Source organism: Nocardiopsis sp. SBT366, assembly GCF_001083815.1.
In the GTDB taxonomy this organism is placed as follows: Bacteria; Actinomycetota; Actinomycetes; order Streptosporangiales; family Streptosporangiaceae; genus Nocardiopsis; species Nocardiopsis prasina.
The window spans coordinates 42,735-60,060 of sequence record NZ_LAVM01000033.1; the positions used below are offsets into that span (position 1 = coordinate 42,735).

General features: G+C 70.1%; 16 protein-coding genes. 6 read left to right on the forward strand and 10 right to left on the reverse strand.

Annotated elements, in window-relative coordinates:
• Positions 1-555: 555 nt before the first annotated feature.
• A complete protein-coding gene (gene gdhA, locus ADX84_RS12295; protein ID WP_049572415.1) occupies positions 556-1,926 on the forward strand; it encodes an NADP-specific glutamate dehydrogenase in 1,371 nt (456 codons plus the stop codon).
• Between the two features lie 106 nt (positions 1,927-2,032).
• Here gdhA and ADX84_RS12300 read toward each other — a convergent pair whose 3' ends face one another.
• A complete protein-coding gene (locus tag ADX84_RS12300; protein ID WP_049572418.1) occupies positions 2,033-3,268 on the reverse strand; it encodes a DUF418 domain-containing protein in 1,236 nt (411 codons plus the stop codon).
• A 23-nt stretch (positions 3,269-3,291) separates the two neighbouring features.
• Positions 3,292-3,942 (reverse strand): hypothetical protein, encoded by a 651-nt coding sequence (locus ADX84_RS12305; protein ID WP_049572421.1) that lies wholly within the window; start codon positions 3,940-3,942, stop codon positions 3,292-3,294.
• Positions 3,943-4,056: 114 nt separating this feature from the next.
• On the opposite strand from ADX84_RS12305, the gene ADX84_RS12310 reads away from it, so the two are divergent.
• The gene (locus ADX84_RS12310; protein ID WP_049572425.1) at positions 4,057-4,665 is read left to right on the forward strand and encodes a TetR/AcrR family transcriptional regulator; all 609 of its coding nucleotides are present in this window, start codon (positions 4,057-4,059) and stop codon (positions 4,663-4,665) included.
• Between the two features lie 74 nt (positions 4,666-4,739).
• On the opposite strand, the gene ADX84_RS12315 is transcribed toward ADX84_RS12310, so the two are convergent.
• The gene (locus ADX84_RS12315; protein ID WP_049572428.1) at positions 4,740-5,714 is read right to left on the reverse strand and encodes an aldo/keto reductase; all 975 of its coding nucleotides are present in this window, start codon (positions 5,712-5,714) and stop codon (positions 4,740-4,742) included.
• A 326-nt stretch (positions 5,715-6,040) separates the two neighbouring features.
• On the opposite strand from ADX84_RS12315, the gene ADX84_RS12320 reads away from it, so the two are divergent.
• Positions 6,041-6,547, forward strand: a complete 507-nt coding sequence (locus ADX84_RS12320; RefSeq protein WP_049572432.1) for a DinB family protein — start codon at positions 6,041-6,043, stop codon at positions 6,545-6,547.
• A 411-nt stretch (positions 6,548-6,958) separates the two neighbouring features.
• Here ADX84_RS12320 and ADX84_RS12325 read toward each other — a convergent pair whose 3' ends face one another.
• The 3 genes from ADX84_RS12325 to ADX84_RS12335 form a co-directional block, all read right to left on the reverse strand.
• Positions 6,959-7,402: a pyridoxamine 5'-phosphate oxidase family protein gene (locus ADX84_RS12325; protein ID WP_049572437.1), complete on the reverse strand. Its 444-nt coding sequence runs from the start codon at positions 7,400-7,402 to the stop codon at positions 6,959-6,961.
• Positions 7,403-7,473: 71 nt separating this feature from the next.
• Complete coding sequence (locus tag ADX84_RS12330) at positions 7,474-8,268, reverse strand: phosphodiesterase (RefSeq protein ID WP_049572440.1); 795 nt, start codon at positions 8,266-8,268, stop codon at positions 7,474-7,476.
• Between the two features lie 52 nt (positions 8,269-8,320).
• Positions 8,321-9,280, reverse strand: coding sequence for a phosphotransferase (locus ADX84_RS12335; RefSeq protein ID WP_049572443.1), 960 nt, complete (start codon positions 9,278-9,280; stop codon positions 8,321-8,323).
• A 162-nt stretch (positions 9,281-9,442) separates the two neighbouring features.
• On the opposite strand from ADX84_RS12335, the gene ADX84_RS12340 reads away from it, so the two are divergent.
• Both ADX84_RS12340 and ADX84_RS26965 read left to right on the forward strand, forming a co-directional pair.
• Positions 9,443-10,207 carry a trans-aconitate 2-methyltransferase gene (locus ADX84_RS12340; RefSeq protein WP_049572447.1) on the forward strand — a complete coding sequence of 255 codons (765 nt, stop codon included), beginning with the start codon at positions 9,443-9,445 and terminating at the stop codon, positions 10,205-10,207.
• Between the two features lie 42 nt (positions 10,208-10,249).
• Positions 10,250-10,378, forward strand: a complete 129-nt coding sequence (locus ADX84_RS26965) for a hypothetical protein (protein WP_255352568.1) — start codon at positions 10,250-10,252, stop codon at positions 10,376-10,378.
• Between the two features lie 12 nt (positions 10,379-10,390).
• Here the strand turns inward: ADX84_RS26965 and ADX84_RS12345 are convergent, their stop codons facing one another.
• Positions 10,391-11,011 carry a nucleotidyltransferase domain-containing protein gene (locus tag ADX84_RS12345; RefSeq protein WP_053107286.1) on the reverse strand — a complete coding sequence of 207 codons (621 nt, stop codon included), beginning with the start codon at positions 11,009-11,011 and terminating at the stop codon, positions 10,391-10,393.
• On the reverse strand, positions 11,008-11,847 hold the full coding sequence (locus ADX84_RS12350) for a TetR/AcrR family transcriptional regulator (RefSeq protein WP_049572450.1): 840 nt from the start codon (positions 11,845-11,847) through the stop codon (positions 11,008-11,010). Before ADX84_RS12350 ends, ADX84_RS12345 begins: the two co-directional genes overlap by 4 nt.
• A gap of 82 nt (positions 11,848-11,929) precedes the next feature.
• Here ADX84_RS12350 and ADX84_RS12355 point away from each other — a divergent pair, with 82 nt between their 5' ends.
• Complete coding sequence (locus ADX84_RS12355; RefSeq protein ID WP_049572453.1) at positions 11,930-14,209, forward strand: excinuclease ABC subunit UvrA; 2,280 nt, start codon at positions 11,930-11,932, stop codon at positions 14,207-14,209.
• Between the two features lie 84 nt (positions 14,210-14,293).
• On the opposite strand, the gene ADX84_RS12360 is transcribed toward ADX84_RS12355, so the two are convergent.
• Together ADX84_RS12360 and ADX84_RS12365 are read right to left on the reverse strand one after the other, a co-directional pair.
• Positions 14,294-15,790 carry an NCS1 family nucleobase:cation symporter-1 gene (locus ADX84_RS12360; RefSeq protein WP_049572455.1) on the reverse strand — a complete coding sequence of 499 codons (1,497 nt, stop codon included), beginning with the start codon at positions 15,788-15,790 and terminating at the stop codon, positions 14,294-14,296.
• Between the two features lie 41 nt (positions 15,791-15,831).
• On the reverse strand, positions 15,832-17,326 hold a 1,495-nt coding region (locus ADX84_RS12365), incomplete at its 5' end, for an NCS1 family transporter (RefSeq protein WP_234003943.1).

Here is a 17,326-nt window from a genome sequence, read left to right on the forward strand (position 1 = left end):
GCCGCCGCTCACCTCAGGAGAGAAGGCGCCTGGGCGAGCCGAAGGGAGGGACCGCAGCTGACGGGTGTCCGGCGCGACGGCAGGGGCGGGGGATGTTCCTCCAGCCAGCCGACCGGGGGACCCACCCTTGGAGCCGGGCTCCACTCGGTCCGGTCCGTGCGGGCAGCGGGATCGGCGCCCCGGTGGGCACCGACATGGTCGCGCATGCCATCACCACCGATCCCGGGCACCGCCCTCACAGCCTGGGCTCGGCGGTTACGGGACCCTGGTCACGCGCGCCCGTGAACTCGGGACCGCGAGGGGACGCTGGTCCGTACTCCACAGGGGGCACGGCCCGTACACGCCCCTGGGGTGGAGTCCCCGGAGCACGGTGGCGGTGCCCCGAGGGACCGGGGCGGGGCTGACACGGCCAGAAGGGGAGCGGTCAAAGAAGGACGGAACCGGACGTGTAACGTCGTTGAGAGCCTCGAAAGTGGCCGAATCACTGATCGCGTTGACGTCCCCCAGGGCGCTGACCCGCGAGGGACGCCAGCGCCGAAGGGACCCGAAACACACATGACCTCTGTCAGCGACTCCGAACTGGAGAACCACCACCCGGGCGTGCGTTCGGCGTTCCAGCACGTGGCCCGGCGCAATCCGGACGAGCCCGAGTTCCAGCAGGCGGTCCTGGAGGTGCTGGAGACCCTCTCTCCCGCGCTGTCGAGCCACCCGGAGTACGTCGACCAGCGTGTGCTGGAGCGTCTGTGCGAGCCCGAGCGGCAGATCATCTTCCGCGTCCCGTGGCGTGACGACCAGGGGCGGGTGCACGTCAACCGTGGTTTCCGGGTGGAGTTCAACAGCGCCCTGGGCCCGTACAAGGGTGGTCTGCGCTTCCACCCCAGCGTGAACCTGGGCGTCATCAAGTTCCTGGGGTTCGAGCAGATCTTCAAGAACGCGCTCACCGGCATGGGGATCGGCGGAGGCAAGGGCGGCAGCGACTTCGACCCCAAGGGTCGCTCCAACGCGGAGATCGAGCGGTTCTGCCAGTCGTTCATGACCGAGCTCCACCGCCACCTGGGCGAGTACACCGACATCCCCGCCGGTGACATCGGTGTCGGCACCCGCGAGATCGGCTACATGTTCGGGCAGTACCGGCGGCTGAGCAACCGCTGGGAGGCCGGGGTCATCACCGGCAAGGGCCTGGACTGGGGTGGTTCGGCGGTCCGTACCGAGGCCACGGGGTACGGAACGGTGATGTTCACCGAGCGGATGCTGGAGCGGGCCGGGAAGGGCCTGGCGGGCCGCCGCGTGGTGGTGTCGGGTTCGGGCAACGTGGCGATCTACGCGGTGAAGAAGGCCCAGCAGCTGGGCGCCACCGTGGTGGCCTGCTCGGACTCCAGCGGCTACGTGGTGGACGACAAGGGCATCGACCTCGACCTGCTCAGGGAGGTCAAGGAGGTCGAGCGCGCGCGGATCAGCGCCTACGCCGAACGGCGCGGTGGCGCGACGTTCGTCGAGGGCGGCAGCGTGTGGGACGTGCCCTGTGAGGTGGCGCTGCCCTCGGCCACCCAGAACGAGCTCGACGTCAAGGGCGCCAAGGCGCTGGTCGCCAACGGCGTGCTGGCGGTGGCGGAGGGCGCGAACATGCCCACCACCCCCGAGGCGGCCAAGGTGTTCCGGCAGGCCGGAGTGCTGTTCGCTCCGGGCAAGGCCGCCAACGCGGGCGGTGTGGCCACCAGCGTGTTGGAGATGCGCCAGAACGCCCGGCGGACCTCGTGGTCCTTCGAGCACGCCGAGTCGGAGCTGGCCGAGACCATGGCCGGCATCCACGACCGCTGTGAGGAGGCGGCCGTGCGGCACGGCGCCAAGGGCGACTACGTGCTGGGCGCCAACGTCGCCGGGTTCGAGATGGTCGCCGACGCGATGCTGGCCCAGGGGCTCATCTAGTCGGACGTGAACGAAGGGGCGGGCCGGGACCTGGGAAGGTCCCGGCCCGCCCCTTTCGGCGGTGTGGTTCCCCGTTCCGGTGTGGGGCGCGGGGATCCGTCTCCGGTCAGGCGTCGGCGGACCTGGCGGGTCGGTAGGTCAGTCGGCGCAGCAGGACCTCCGCCGGGCCGCGCCGCCCGGCGCGTTCCATGGCAGCCGCGCCAGCCACGGTGAGGGCCCAGGTGAGCACGGCCAGCAGAGCGGCCGACCAGCTCGACAGGTGCGCGCCCAGTCCCAGGCCCCAGGCGGCCAGGACCGGCCCCCACACCACGGACTGCGCCATGTACCCACTCATCGATCGGCGGCCCAGGGCGCCCAGCCACCGCACCGGCCGGGAGGAGGCCGCCGCGCGGCCGCTCATCCAGTGCGCCAGCAGTCCGAAGAGAGCGGCGTACCCGACTCCGGTGAAGATCCCGGCGTAGAAGTGCAGGCCGGTCAGCGCCGTCACCGGGGCGATCTCGGCGACACCGGTGTGCTGGAGGGCCAGGACGGCGCCGGTGATCCACCCGGCGGCGATGCCCCACAGGGCGAGCCGCCGCAGCAGCACGAGGTGTCGGCTGGGCTCGTCCAGGATCCGGTGCCGCGCGGCGAGCACGCCCATGAGGAAGGCGGTGGGCAGCGCCACCGTCGCGATCCCCGCGACCAGCTGGAACGACCAGGTGACGAACCGTGTCGCCGCGGCGGCCAGGTAGGACTCCTCGGCGATGCTGGCGCGCTGCATGTCGGCGGCCGCGGCCGTGCCCGCGTCGGCCGGGACCAGCATCCCCGCCAGGGTGAGCAGGGCGCCCAGCCCCAGCAGGATCCCGATCCAGATCTTGAGGGTGCGGTCCGAGCGTCCGAAGAACAGCGGCACCATGATCAGGCCGATCAGCCCGTAGACGCCGATGATGTCGCCCTGCCAGAGCAACAGGGCGTGGACCGCGCCGAACACGAGCATCCACAGGTGGCGTCGTCGCAGAAGCCGTCGGGCCTGGAGGGGACTGGTTCCCTTGGACGTCTGACGCGCGTACATCTGGCCGATGCCGTAGGCGAACAGGAACCCGAACATGGTGTGGACCCGTGCGTCCACGACGATGAGGGTCAGTGCCTGGGCGATCCGGTCGGCCAGGCCGCCCTCCACCGGGTGCAGGCCCACCGATCCCGCCTGCGCCGTGTAGAGGAAGTACGGGGTGTGCGCCAGAGCGATGAGCAGGAGCATCATCCCCCGTGCGATGTCGGGTGCGAGGGAGCGTTCGGACAGTGGGGTCGAGCGGACCGGACCCCCGGAGGGGGTCGGCACATGATCCGGGGTGCGGGTGGTCATGTCGTCCTTTCGGTGGGGGTGGCTCAGTTGCCCGCGTCGTCGAGCCAGGAGTGGCGCAGGCGGAGCGCGCGCTCGGCGCTGCCCAGGGCGGCGCCGACGCCGAGCGTGACGTTGAGCCAGAGCGGCAGCGTGACGGGGGAGGTGAACGTGCCGGTCACGTCGTTGACCGGCGGGATCTGCGAGATGGGTTCGAGGACCTGGAGCAGGTTCAGGCCGAGCCCGACCACGAGCAGGGCGACCGAGACGGCACCGATCCAGCGGCCCAGGGCCGGGTGTTCGCGGTCGAGTCGGGCGCGTCTTCCCTCGGCCGAGCGGGGATCCGGGACGAGTTGCCGGTCCGCACCGTCATCGGGAACGTGGTGGCAGCGCCTGAGCCCGAAGGAGCTCATGGCGACCTCGACGTGTCCGCCGGGGACGGGGAAGGCCGCGGGCATCCTGGAGTGGGCGTGCCGCGTGCCGTCGAGGTACAGGTCGGCCGTGACCTCGCCGTCCTCCTTCCCGCCCCAGTGGTTGACGTCGACCGAGTAGAGCGCGGTGCGACCGTCGTCCTGGCGGAGGGGGAGGTGGAACAGGGAGCGGCTGAACAGCTGCCACCAGCGGAACCGCTTCAGGTGGCGGCCGTCTCCGACCTTGACGCGGCGTGCCGCGCGTCGGCGGCGCCACTGGTCGAGCATGTCCGTCCTCCACCTCTCGTCGATCCACTTCCAACACAGCGTGTTGGCGACACGAGAGACACTAACACACCGTGCTAGTACGGTGTACTAGTAGGATGAGGGCAGGAGGTACCGATGACCGAAGCAGGTGACGCGAGGCAGAGCTCGCGCGACAGGATCCTCATCGCGGCGGCGACGATGGTGAGTGAGAACCCGGCCGAGCGACCGAGCGTGCGGGCGGTGGCGACCAGGGCCGGGGTGAGCACCGGCTCGCTGCGGCACCACTTCCCCACGCAGCGCGCCCTGATGGACGCGGTGCTCGCGGGCATCTACGCGCACATCGCCCCGGGCGAGCCCATCCACGACACGGCGCTGCCGGCGCGGGAGCGCCTGGTCAGCTGCCTACGGCAGATCCTCGCGCACGCCGGGACCGGGAACGAGGCGAGGGAGGCCCTGCGCAGGACCTACGAGACCCTCATCGCCCCCGAACCGACCGAGGAGGCCCGTAGGACCTACCTGGTCATCGAAGGCCAGATGCAGCACCGTGTCGAGCACTGGCTCTCCGTGCTCGTCGAGGAGGGCGCGCTCCCCGGGGGCGACAACGCCAGGCGCGCGAAGTTCCTGCTGACCGTGGTCAACGGCGTCACGCTTGAAAGGGCGTTGCCCGGTACGGAGTCCCTGCTGGAGTCCGAGGCCGCCACCCTGTTCGCCGCGGTCGACAGTGTCCTGGGCGGCTGCGTGTAGGAGGGTTTCGGAGCCGGACCCCGTGGGGGTCGGGGCCGGGCGCTGGACGGACTCGTCAGCCCCGGCCCCGACGATCACCACAGGTGGTGGACCTGGGGGCGGATCAGCTGGTCGTAGACCTCGCGGACCTGCTCGTGGGTCTTGGCGTCCAAAGGCGGCAGCTGCGCGGCGGCCGCGTTGCCCCGGGCCTGGTCGGCGTCGCGGGCGCCGGGGATGACCACGCTCACCCCGTCCTGGTCCAGGATCCAGCGCAGCGCGAACTGGGCCATGGTGACCCCCTCGGGAACCAGGGGGCGCAGGCGTTCCACCGCCTCCAGGCCGGTCTCGTAGTCGACGCCGGAGAAGGTCTCACCGCGGTCGAAGGCCTCGCCTCCGCGGTTGAAGCTGCGGTGGTCGTCCTCCCCGAAACTGCTCGCGGCGCTGAACTTGCCCGACAACAGGCCGCTGGCGAGGGGGACCCGCGTGATGATCCCGACCCCGGCCTCCCTGGCCGCGGGCAGGACCCGCTCCAGGGGCTTGTGGCGGAAGGCGTTGAGGATGATCTGCACGCTGGCCACGTTCGGCCGGGCGATGGCGGCCAGGGCCTGGTCACAGGTCTCCACCGAGACCCCGTAGGCGCGCATGCGCCCCTCGTCCACCATGGCGTCCAGGTCGTCGAAGACGGCGTCGCTCTCGATGACGGCCGAGGGCGGGCAGTGCAGTTGGACCAGCTCGATGGTGTCCACGCCCAGGTTGCGACGGGAGTCGTCGTTCCAGGCGCGGAAGTTCCCCGAGTTGTAGTGGGCGGGGTCCTGAGCCATGCGGCGGCCCATCTTGGTGGCCACGGTCAGGTGGGGGTGGTCCTTGAGCAGCTTGCCGACCAGCCTTTCGCTGCGCCCGTCCCCGTAGACGTCGGCGGTGTCGACGAAGGTGACCCCCTCCTCCACCGCCGTGTTCAGGGCGTTCATGGCGTCGGTCTCACTGACCTCTCCCCAGCCGGAGCCGATCTGCCAGGCGCCGAATCCGACGACGCCGACCTGGGCGACGGTACCGAGTTCACGTGTGTCCATGGCCGTGATCCTAAGTCCTCTGGAATCGCTCCCACTCGGGGCTTTGGACCCGGGGCGGCCGGTGTCGGACCCGAATTTGCCGTCCGAAGTGGCCGGTACGCCCCCGAACGGGTCAGTCCAGACCGAGCGCGCCGCGCACCATGGCGGCCGCGTCACGCGCCGCACCAGCGGCCCCGCAACACCACGACGCCGGACGGAGTACCGACCTCCACACACGCGATCCCGATCGCGACGGCCCCGAGCGGCTTCCGGTCGTGCGGGGCCCGGGGACGGGACACGGACAAATGCGTTGCCAAGAGGACGGCTTCTGCCTAGTGTCGCGGCTCATGACTGATCCCCGCATCGACCCGCCCTACGTCGCCGACGAGCGCACCATGCTCGAGAACTGGTTGGAGTGGCACCGGGAGACCCTCGCCGTCAAGTGCCAGGGCCTCACCGATGACCAGCTGCGCACACGTTCCACCCCGCCCTCACCGATGTCCCTGCTGGGTCTGGTGAGGCACATGGCCTACGTGGAACACATGTGGTTTCGCGTGGTCCTCGCGGGAGAGGACTACCACTCGCCGATCAAGCTCCCCGGCGACCGGGACGGCGACTTCCTGAACGTCGACTCCGCCTCGGTCGAGGAGTCCTTCGCGGTGTGGCGCTCCGAGATCGACAACGCCCGGAGGACGTCGGTGGGCCTGTCCCTCGATGCCGTCGGCAGGAACCAGCGGCACGGCGAGGACTGCTCGCTCCGGTGGATTCTGGTGCACATGATCGAGGAGTACGCCCGGCACAACGGCCACGCCGACCTCATCCGTGAGCGCGTCGACGGGGTCACCGGGGAGTAGCCCGAGGTACCGCGACGATCTGGAGCATGACTCCGGCGGATCCGCACGCGAGCCCCCGCAACCGTCTGAAGCCGGACCCGACCGGCACCACGGCGGACGGCGCCGGACCCGCGGGACACGAGGTCAGGCTCGGGAAACCGCCGGTGAGCCGCGGGCGGGGCCCAGAACGGCCGGGGGAATCCGCGTCGGACTCAGCCCTGCGTCGTCGTGCTCCACCCTTGATCCCCAGGTCGTCGCCGTTTCCGGGCCCCGCGCCACCTCGCCCTGGGCGTCGGGGAAGACCTTGCCGTGCTCGGAGCTGACGACCGCCGCCAGCCGACGGCGGCGCCCACGAGGGGCCCGCCGTGCGGACCGGTGACATCCACGATCCGGCCTCCGGCTCGTTCCTTGGCTGGGGGACCGCCGCGCGGGTCAGGAGAATGACTTGGACAGGTCCTTGACCACCGTGCGGTCGGGCACGAAGCGGACCAGGCGGGCGTCGTCGGCGTAGTACCGGAAGTCCGGGTGCCAGGTGCTCTCGTCGTCGCCCAGGTACCTGCGGAGCTTGCGTCTGCTGAGGGCGGGGTCGAAGGGGACCACCTCCGCTTCCCCGCGCAGGATCACCTGGAGGAACTCCTGCCGCTCCAGGTCACAGGTGTCCACCACCACGGCTGTGCGCGGGTCCCTCTCCAGGTGCCGTGCCATGACCGCGTACTCCCCGGTGATCCACCACAGCACTCCCTTCTCCCAGAGGAACCAGACCGGCCGGACGGTGGGTGCTCCGGAGGCGTTGACGGTGGCCACGCGGGCCACCAGGGGCTGGGACAGGAAGGCGTCGACGTCGAAGGGCGCTGTTGGCTGGGGGGTGTCCGGCATGTCTCCAGACTAGGGTTCGTTCGGGCATCGCGACAGTGCGGGCGTTCACCTGTGGACAACCGCCCCCGGGATCAGGGGTTCTCGGCGTGGCTGACCTGGACGGTGTGGGTCACCCATCCCCGGTCGGTCTGCTGGTGCAGCAGGAACGCGGTGGGTTCGGAGACGAAGCCGCACGGATCGTCACTGTTCCTCTTGAGTGCGCTCTGCCGGTGTGTGCTGGGAGCGGTGGTGAGGACGCTTCCCCCGAAGCCGGTGGTGGTCTGCCGGTGGACGTGTCCCGCCAGCACACGGGCGACGTTCGGGTGGCCGGCCACCACCTCCTCCAGCTCGGCACCGTCGTCGAGCCGCATGCCGTCCTGGAACGGGATGCCGAGGGGAACCGGCGGGTGGTGTACGCACACGAGGGCCGGAACGTCGGGGCGCCGGTCCAGGACCGAGTCCAGCCAGTCCAACTGCTCGGCGCCCAGCAGCCCTCCAGGGGCGCCGGGGACGAGGGAGTCCAGAATGACCATGGTGACCTCGGGGTACTCCACGAGGTAGTGGGCGCTCGTGCTCCCGCCGAGGTGGGCGCTGCCCCCGAAGGCGGTGAGCAGGTTCTCGCGGTGGTCGTGGTTGCCCGTCACCAGCAGCAGGGGAAGCGGGAACCCGTCGATGACCTCGTGGAGTGCCGCGTACTCCTCGGGGCTGCCGTGCTCGGCCAGGTCACCCGAGACGACCACGCAGGTCGGGAGCGGGTCCAGGGCCAGCACCCGGCTGAGCGCCTGGCTCAGCCCGACCGCCGGTTCGGCTGCGCGGCCGTCCGCTGTCAGGTGCGGGTCGCTCAGGTGGGCGACGGAGACGGAGGGAGGACCGAAAAAAGGGGTCATGACGGACACAGTGCCCGAGTCGCGGCCGCCTGGGCAACAGGGTTCGCAGGCCTCAACCGGCCAGACCGGGCGGGTCGACGTCGAAGGGTGTGGCTCGCCACTGGTCGACGGCCGGGTTCAGGAACTCGGCCAGCACGGGCAGCTTCGGGACGAGTTCGAGGGCGGCGATGACCCTCAGAGCCCCCACGGCGTTCACGAAGGCCAGCACGTCCCCGTCAAGCTCGCGCACGCCGTCGCGGCGAGCCCCCCGGTCGTAGGCGGCCTCCAGCTCGGGACCGAGCGCGGCCAGGTCCCACTCCACAGGCCCCAGCGAGACCAGTTCGAAGTCGGCGTAGCGGTCTCCGTCCAGGGTGGCGAAGATGTTGGCGGGCGGGGAGTCGCCGTGGATCGGCTGGAGTTCGATCCCCGGGAACGCGCGCTCGAACTCCTCGCGCGAACTGGCGATCGGCTCCAGGACCCCCCACTCACGGCGTGCCCGCTCCAGGTCCGGAGCGGAGATGAGGTCGGGGCTGGCCTCCAGACGGTCGAGGCTGGCGGAGAGGGAAGACGGTTCGGCCGCGCCCAGGAACTCCAGCCGCCCCGGGTAGCCACGCATGGCCGCGTGCAGTGCGGGGACGCTCTCGGCGTTGGCGACGTAGTCGGGTTCCCCCTCGCGCCTCTCCTCCACGTACTCCCAGAACGTGATCGAGAACCCGTCACGCTGCACGGGCTCACACGGCACCAGCGGGCTGGGCGCGAGGACGGGCGTCCCCTGGTCGGACAGCCACCGTGTGACGTCCAGTTCCGCGCGCTGCCGCGCGGTCACCGAGTCCAGGGTCGTCGAGTCCGGCAGGACCGTGGGGAGGCGGGCCACGACCGGTGAGGGCGCGAGGTGGACGACCACGGAGAACAGATCGTGCAGCACGCGCGGGTCGGACACGGTGAGCCCGAGCTCGCGTCCGGCACCCACGGCGGCGCTCACCGCGGCTGTGGTTCGTCGGGCCAGCTGTTCGGGAGTGAGGAAGACTGTCACGGGTCGATCCTTCCACGTCGGGGGAGGACTGCGCTCTGGTGCGGCGGTCTCCGGTGGTTCGCCCGGACGAGGCCGAACTCGGCGGGCGGTGGCGCTCGCCTGGGTGCGTGGGAGGCGGAAAAACACTTGGGCCGCATGGGCACGTGCTCCCACAATGGTCGGATGGTCGATCGACACTTCTCCACGCCGGACCTCGCCGAGCTCTACGACTACTTCAGCCACTGGCGGGTCTCCCCGCAGGACGACTTCTACCTTGACCTCGTGATGGGTGCCCGCTCCGTACTGGACGTGGGCTGCGGCACCGGGAAGCTCCAACGGGTGGCGCGCGAGAGCGGACACACCGGTCGGCTCGTGGGGCTGGACCCGGCCGACGCGATGCTGGACGTGGGCCGCCGGGACCGCGACGACATCGAGTGGACCCTGGGCGACCTGGTCTCGGGTGCCTACGACGGGCAGGCGGGTGGCCCGTTCGAGGACGAGTTCGACCTCGTCATCATGTCCGGGCACGCCTTCCAGGTGTTCACCACGGACGACGAGCTGCGCGCCAACCTGGCCGCCGTCCGGCGTGCCCTCACCGCCGACGGACGGTTCGTGTTCGAGACCCGCAATCCGGCCGTACGGGGCTGGGAGGCCTGGAAACCCGAGCGGGTACGCACGGTCAGCGGTCCGCAGGGCCGGGAGGCCACCTGCGTGCACCGCCTCCGAGAGGTCGACGGTGACCTGGTCACCTTCACCTCCGATTACAGCGTCGAGGGATGGGCGCAACCGCTGGTCAGCCGGAGCAAGCTGCGGTTCCTGGGCGCCGACCGCCTCAACGGCTTCCTGACCGAGGCAGGGTTCGAGGTGACCGCGCAGTACGGCTATTGGGACCGGAGTCCGCTCACCGACACCAGTCAGGAGATCATCACCTTCGCACGCCCGGCCTGACCTCGACCCCTCACGTGGAGCGTGGGGCCGGGCGGAATACTGGTGGTTGAGCGAACCCACGAGGAGGCGTCCGTGTTCTTCTTCTACAGCAGCCGTCTGGGCTGCGTGACCTCCCTGCTGCTCTCGGCCGCGCTGACCCTGCTGGTGCTGTATCTGCTGGGCTGGATCTGACCGGCCCCGCCCTCAGCGGTCCTCCCGGCCCAGGCGCGGCAGCCAAGGATGGTGGATCCCGTGGACCTGGGACAGGGCCCGGACCAGCCACCGGCGCTGGGCGGCGTCGAGGACCGGCAGGGTCTCCGTGAGGTCCCGTTCGTCCTTGGGACGCCTTCCCTTGGCCTTGCAGAGGAGCTGGACCTCCGGGGTCAGGTAGGGGAGCCCCTCCGCCGAGCGTCGACCGAGCTGGCTCAGGGGGAGGGTGATCCGCGCGTCCCGACGGTAGGTCCAGCGGTCGCCGTCGGCCTCGTCGAGCATGAACTGGAGCCGCCAGGGCGCCGCGGGGCCGGGGCGGCACCATACGTCGTGGACACCCTCGGGCAGCGTCTCACCCGCGCGCCAGGGGCGGAGCGTGCCGGGCGGGTCGGCCGCCCACCACTCCCAGTCCGGGAGCACTTCCTGGACCTTGTGCTGGTCGCGGCGGAGCAGCAGCACGTCCGTGTCGGCGTGCTCGCGGAACCGGCGGCCCACGGCGAGCGCGATGGCGTGCCCGCCCGCGATCCACCAGGGCGCCTCGACCCCGGTGAACAGCGAGGCGACCTCCTCGGGAGCCAACGGGGCCCAGGGGGCGAAGGGGTCGGCGGTGCTCACGCGGACGCACCCGAAGTGGCGTCGATGCGTCGCTGTACCCCGTCCAGCAGCGCGTCCAGGCCGAACTGGAAGGACTCCCACGCCTCCTGCTCCAGGTAGGGCTCGCTGGGGTCGTCGTTGGCGAAGGCCCCCTCCTCGGTCATCAGGGTGAGTGTGGGGAAGCGCTCGGAGAAGTCATCGGAGACCTCCTCCAGCTGGGCTGAACGAGCGAACCACCACTGGTCCTCGGGCTGGCCGGTGACGGCCTCGGCCTGGCGGGCCTCCGCGGCGGTGCGGACCATGCCCCTGGCCAGGTTGAGGATGCTGCCGTAGGTGTTGCTGATGGCCTTGGCGGGGAGTCCGGTGCGGTGCAGGACGGTCGCCAGTTCCTCGAAGAGCCGGTACTCGTTGGGGCCCAGGACGGGCCGGGCCTGGGAGATCTCCAGGGTCCAGGGGTGACGCAGGTAGAAGTTCCACAGATGGCCGGACCAGGCCAGGACCTCCGCGCGCCAGTCCGTCCTGTCAGTGTCCCCTCCTAGCATCGGAGCGGCGCCGCCGGACTCCCACTCACGGACCAGCTCGGCGAAGGAGTGGTCGTACATGAGGTCGATGAGTTCGTTCTTGCTGGCCACGTAGGTGTAGAGGGACATGGCGGTGCGGCCCAGGCGTTCGCCCACGGCGCGCATGGACAGGGCCTGCATGCCCTCGGTGTCGGCGACCTCGATGGCGGTCTCCACTACGAGGTTCACGCTCAACTGGGCGCGGGGGCCGGGTCCGGTGCGTTCGGCCGGTTCGTGGTCGCGCCACAGCAGCTGCATGGAGCGACGGGGGTCACCCTGCCCGGCGTAGACAACCACTTGCATCTCCTTATGGAATAAACTAACGTTCGCTGGCTGTTAGTTTACCGCATAAGGCTTTCCGAGGATCCTGAGGAGCAGCTTGTCTTCCGAACCCACCACCCTGGCGGACACCCACGACACCATCCAGGTCCGAGGGGCCAGGGAGAACAACCTCGACAACGTCTCCGTGGACATCCCCAAACGGAGACTGAGCGTCTTCACCGGCCTGTCCGGCTCGGGGAAGTCCTCGCTCGTCTTCGGAACCATCGCCGCCGAGTCCCAGCGGCTGATCAACGAGACCTACACCGCGTTCCTCCAGTCCTTCATGCCGAGCGTGGGCCGCCCTGACGTGGACGCCCTGCGCAACCTCAGCGCGGCGATCATCGTGGACCAGGAGCGGATGGGGGCCAACGCGCGCTCCACGGTGGGTACCGCCACCGACGCCCACGCGATGCTGCGCATCGTCTTCAGCCGGGTGGGCAGTCCGCGCCTGGAACCCTCCAGCGTGTTCAGCTTCAACAACTCCGAGGGCATGTGCCCCGAGTGCGAGGGGCTGGGCCGCACCAACCAGATCGACGTCGAGGAGCTCTACGACCGCGACCTCTCCTTGAACGAGGGCGCCATCACCGTACCCGGGTTCTCCGTGGACAGCTGGTACTGGCAGATCTTCACCACCTCCGGGCTGCTGGACTCGGACAGGAAGCTCCGTGACTACACCGACGAGGAGTGGCACAGCCTCCTCCACCAGCCCGTCACCAAGGTGAAGGTCGGGAGCAGCAACCTGACCTACGAGGGCCTGGTCCCCAAGATCAAGCGCACCTACCTGGCCAAGGAACGCGAGAAGATGCAGACCAGCATCCGCGCGTTCGTGGACCGCGCCGTGGTCTTCTCGATCTGCCCCGAGTGCGAGGGCACCCGGCTCAACGCGGCCGCCCGTGAGGTCAAGGTCAACGGCCGCACCATCACCGAGTGCGCGTCAATGCAGATCAGCGACCTGGCGGAGTTCGTCCGCGCACTCGAGGAACCCTCGGTGAAGCCGCTCGCGGACACCCTCGGGCACACCCTGGACTCGCTGGTGCAGGTCGGGCTCGGGTACCTGAGCCTGGACCGGGAGTCGGGCACCCTGTCCGGTGGCGAGGCCCAGCGGGTCAAGATGGTCCGCCACCTCGGCTCCAGCCTCAGCGACGTCACCTACGTCTTCGACGAGCCCACCGTGGGCCTGCACCCGCACGACATCGAGCGGATGAACACCCTCCTGCTCGGCCTGCGCGACAAGGGCAACACCGTGCTGGTGGTCGAGCACAAGCCCGAGACCATCGCCATCGCCGACCACGTCGTGGACCTGGGGCCGGGCGCCGGACCCACCGGCGGCACCGTCACCTACAACGGCGACGTGGCCGGACTGCGGGCCTCCGGGACCCTCACCGGGCGCCATTTGGACCACCGGGCCCAGCTCAGGGAGAGGGCGCGGACCCCGAAGGGCACCATCCCCATCCGGGGGGCCAGCACCCACAACCTCCGGGACGTGTCCGTGGACGTCCCGCTCGGGGTCCTCACCGTGGTCACCGGGGTGGCGGGCTCGGGCAAGAGCTCGCTCATCCACGGGGCTCTGCCCGGCCGTGAGGGCGTGGTGGTCGTGGACCAGTCAGCGATCCGCGGGTCGCGCCGCTCGAACCCGGCCACCTACACCGGGCTGCTGGACCCGATCCGCACTGCGTTCGCCCGCGCCAACAAGGTGAAGTCGTCCCTGTTCAGCGCGAACTCCGAGGGTGCCTGCCCGGAGTGCAAGGGCGCCGGGGTGATCTACACCGACCTGGCCATGATGGCCGGTGTGGCCACCACCTGTGAGAAGTGCGAGGGGCGCCGGTTCAAGGCCGAGGTCCTCGAACACAAGCTGCGCGGGAAGGACATCAGCCAGGTGCTGGCCATGTCCGTGGTGGAGGCGCGCGACTTCTTCGCCTCCGGCAACGCCCGGGTCATCCTGGACCGGATGTACGACGTCGGCCTGGGGTACCTCGGCCTGGGGCAGCCGCTCACGACCCTGTCCGGCGGTGAGCGCCAGCGGCTGAAGCTGGCGATCTCCATGGCCAGGAAGGGCGCGGTGTACGTGCTGGACGAGCCCACCACCGGACTGCACCTGGCCGACGTGGACCGGCTGCTGGCGCTGTTGGACCGGCTGGTGGACGACGGCAACACGGTGGTGGTGATCGAGCACCACCAGGCCGTGATGGCCCACGCCGACCACGTGATCGACCTCGGCCCCGGGGCCGGGCACGACGGCGGCCGGGTGGTCTTCGAGGGCACCCCGGCGGAGCTGGTCGAGAAGGGGGAGACACTCACCGCCCGACACCTGCGCGCCTACCTGGGCCGCGAGGGATAGCCGGGAGAAGTCACGAGTCGGGCCCGTCACCGGAGGTCCTCCGGCGGCGGGCCCGACCGTGTGACCGACCTGACCGCGTGTGGGTCAGGAGGCCGCCGGGGCGGCCCTACGGCCGCGGGCGATCACGTAGTGCAGGGCACCGCCCAGCACCGCCCCGAAGATCCACACGAACCCGGACCAGGTCTGGAGGGCGGGCAGCCACACCGCCGTCACCGAGAAGACCGAGGCCAGGCAAAAGGCGGACAGCGCGCGCAGGTTCCAGCCCCGGGTGAAGTAGTACTCCGAACCGGGGGCCGCCGAGTACAGGGCCTGGAGATTCACGCGCTGGCGCCGCAGCAGGTAGTGGTCGGCGACGATGATGCCGTACAACGGAGCCAGGACCGCCCCGAGGGTGTCGACGAACGACGCGATGCCGATGTTGTCGATGTAGGCGACCCACAGGGCGCCCACCACGAAGCCCACCGAGGCCGTGATGAGCCCACCGGTGCGGGCGCTGATGACCGAGGGCGCCAGGTTGGCCAGGCCGTAGGCGGGCGGGATGAAGTTGGCGACCAGGTTGATGCCCACGGTGGCGACGAAGAAGGTCAGGGCCGCCACCACGGTCAGCCAGATGTTGTCCACGCGCGCGACGATGTCGGCCGGGTTGGTGAGCGCCTCCCCGTACAGCACCGAGCTTCCGGCGGTGATGACCAGGGTGAGGAAGGAGAACAGGGCCAGACTGACGGGCAGCCCCCACAGGTTGCCGCGTCGCATGGCGCGCTCGGAGCGGGTGAAGCGTGCGAAGTCGCCATAGTTGACGACCACCGCGGCGAAGTAGGCGACCATCGTGCCCACCACGGCCGAGAACGCCGCGACCGTGCCGCCGGGATAGTCGCCGTCAGCGGCGAAGACGGTTCCCAGCTCGGAGAGGAGGTCGCCCCCGGCCATGGCCCACAGAGCGATCATCATGGCGATCATGACCGCGTACACCGCCGGTCCGGCCCAGTTGAGGAACACGCCGATCGACTTGATGCCCCGGCTGAACAGCGCCAGCTGAACCACGGCCACGATCACGTAGGAGATCCACCCCACGGCGGACAGGCCCAGGAAGGTGCCCTGGGGGCCCGGGCCGAACAGGGCCGTGATCAGCAGTGCCATCGCCGTGGAGGCGAAGTAGGTCTGGGCCCCGTACCAGAACATGGCGGTGATGCCCCGGATGAGCGTGGGGAACTGGGTGCCGTGCACTCCCATGCTGGCGCGCGCCATGACGGCGTAGGGGATGCCGTAACGCACGCTCGGGCGGCCGACGAGGTCGCACAGGAACATGACGATGAGCCCGGCCAGGATGATCCCGGCGAACACCGCCCAGCCGTTGAGGCCGTAGGAGATGAAGAGCGTGGCGGCCAGGGTGTAGCCGAACAGGCTCTGGATGTCGTTGGTCCAGACGTTGAAGATCTCGAAAGCGCCCCAGCTGCGCCTGCTCCGGGGCACGGGGGCGAGGTCCTCGTTGTGCAGCGAGGGGTCGGGGGATCGGAGGGTCAGGTCGGCGCCGTCGGGGCCGAGCGCCGCTTCGGCGGACGGCGGGTGCTCGGTGTCGCTCATGGGGTCCTCACGGGGGATGGGTGGGATGTGGTGGGGGTGGCTCAGATGTCGGCGCGGTGGTTTCCGTCGGGGAGCTCGTCCACGGTCAGGCGGTCGAAGGTGCCCGAGGCGGGGTCGTGGACCCAGCTGCGGCCCACGCTGGTGGCCAGGTAGGAATCGCTCGGGTCGTCGATCTCGGCCTGCGGGTGGCGGCGCAGGATCCAGGCGCGCATGAGCACCAGGTAGAGCGCGAAGGCGACCGGGAAGCCGATGACGTAGGCGTAGTCGGGCTGCCACAGGGACACGCCCGAGGCGCCCAACCAGGCGATGAGGGCGGCCGGGTTGACCCCGCGCGCGTACCGGTACTGGCCCTGGGGGTCGTACAGGGCGGGCACGTTCAGGCGACGGCGGCGCAGCACGTAGTAGTCGCAGATCATGATCCCGGCGATGGCCGCGATGAACCCGCCGTAGTAGCTCAGGAAGGTGAACAGGTTGTCCAGCAGCAGCCAGGGCATGACGGCGGTGCCGACCACCCCGGCCAGCACCACCCCCGAGCGGTAGGACAGGTGGGGTGCGGCGGCGTTGACGAAGTTGAGCGCGGCGGGAACGACGTTGGCGGCGGTGTTGGTGGACCACTGGGCCAGGACGATCATCAGCAGCAGGACACCGAGGACGAGGCCGGTGCTCTGGCCCTGGATGACGTCGACGGGGTTCCACTCACCGGTGACGATGAAGGAGACCGCGCCGATGAAGGAGATCCAGGCCTGCATCATCGGTAGGGCCACGAAGTGGGCGGTGAGGACGGCCCGGTTGCGGCACAGGAAGCGGCGCTCTCCCGGAGCGGTGCGCACGAAACGGGTGATGCTCGGGATGTCCACGGCCAGCGGCGCCCACACCACCATGTTGATCAGGAAGAACGCCACCAGCGACAGGTCGCCGCCGGAGGCGAAGGTCCAGATGTTGGTGCCCTCCAGGTCGGCGACGCCGTCCAACGTGTAGTACATCCAGATCGAGATGGCGAGGATGCACGGGGCCGCGAAGGAGGCCAGCCGTTCGACGGCCTTGATGCCGAGGGCGACGTTGGCGATCTGCACGGCCAGGAACAGGGCGTACCAGAGCGGCCATGAGGAGAACCCGGTCCAGTACTCCACGAGGCCGTTGATGGCCAGGGCGCCGATGTAGGTCTGGATGCCGAACCAGCAGGCGGCCACCGTCCCGCGCGAGAGCGAGGGAATGTGGGTACCGATGGTGCCGAAGGGGGCACGCAGGAACACGGCGAAGGACAGGCCGTGCTCGGTGCCGATGTCGGCCGTGAGGGTCATGACCACGGCCAGCGCCATGGTGGCGGTGAGCACGACGAGCATGACCACGGGGAGGGAGAGCCCGCCCTCGACACCGTTGGCGCCGTACTGGAAGGTGACGATGACGATGGCCAGGGCCACCCACATCCAGACGAAGCCCAGCAGCGAGATGGGGCGCCGCTGGCCGTGGACATCCCGAGCATCACCCGTTTCGTGCGCACCGCTCCGGGAGAGCGCCGCTTCCTGTGCCGCAACC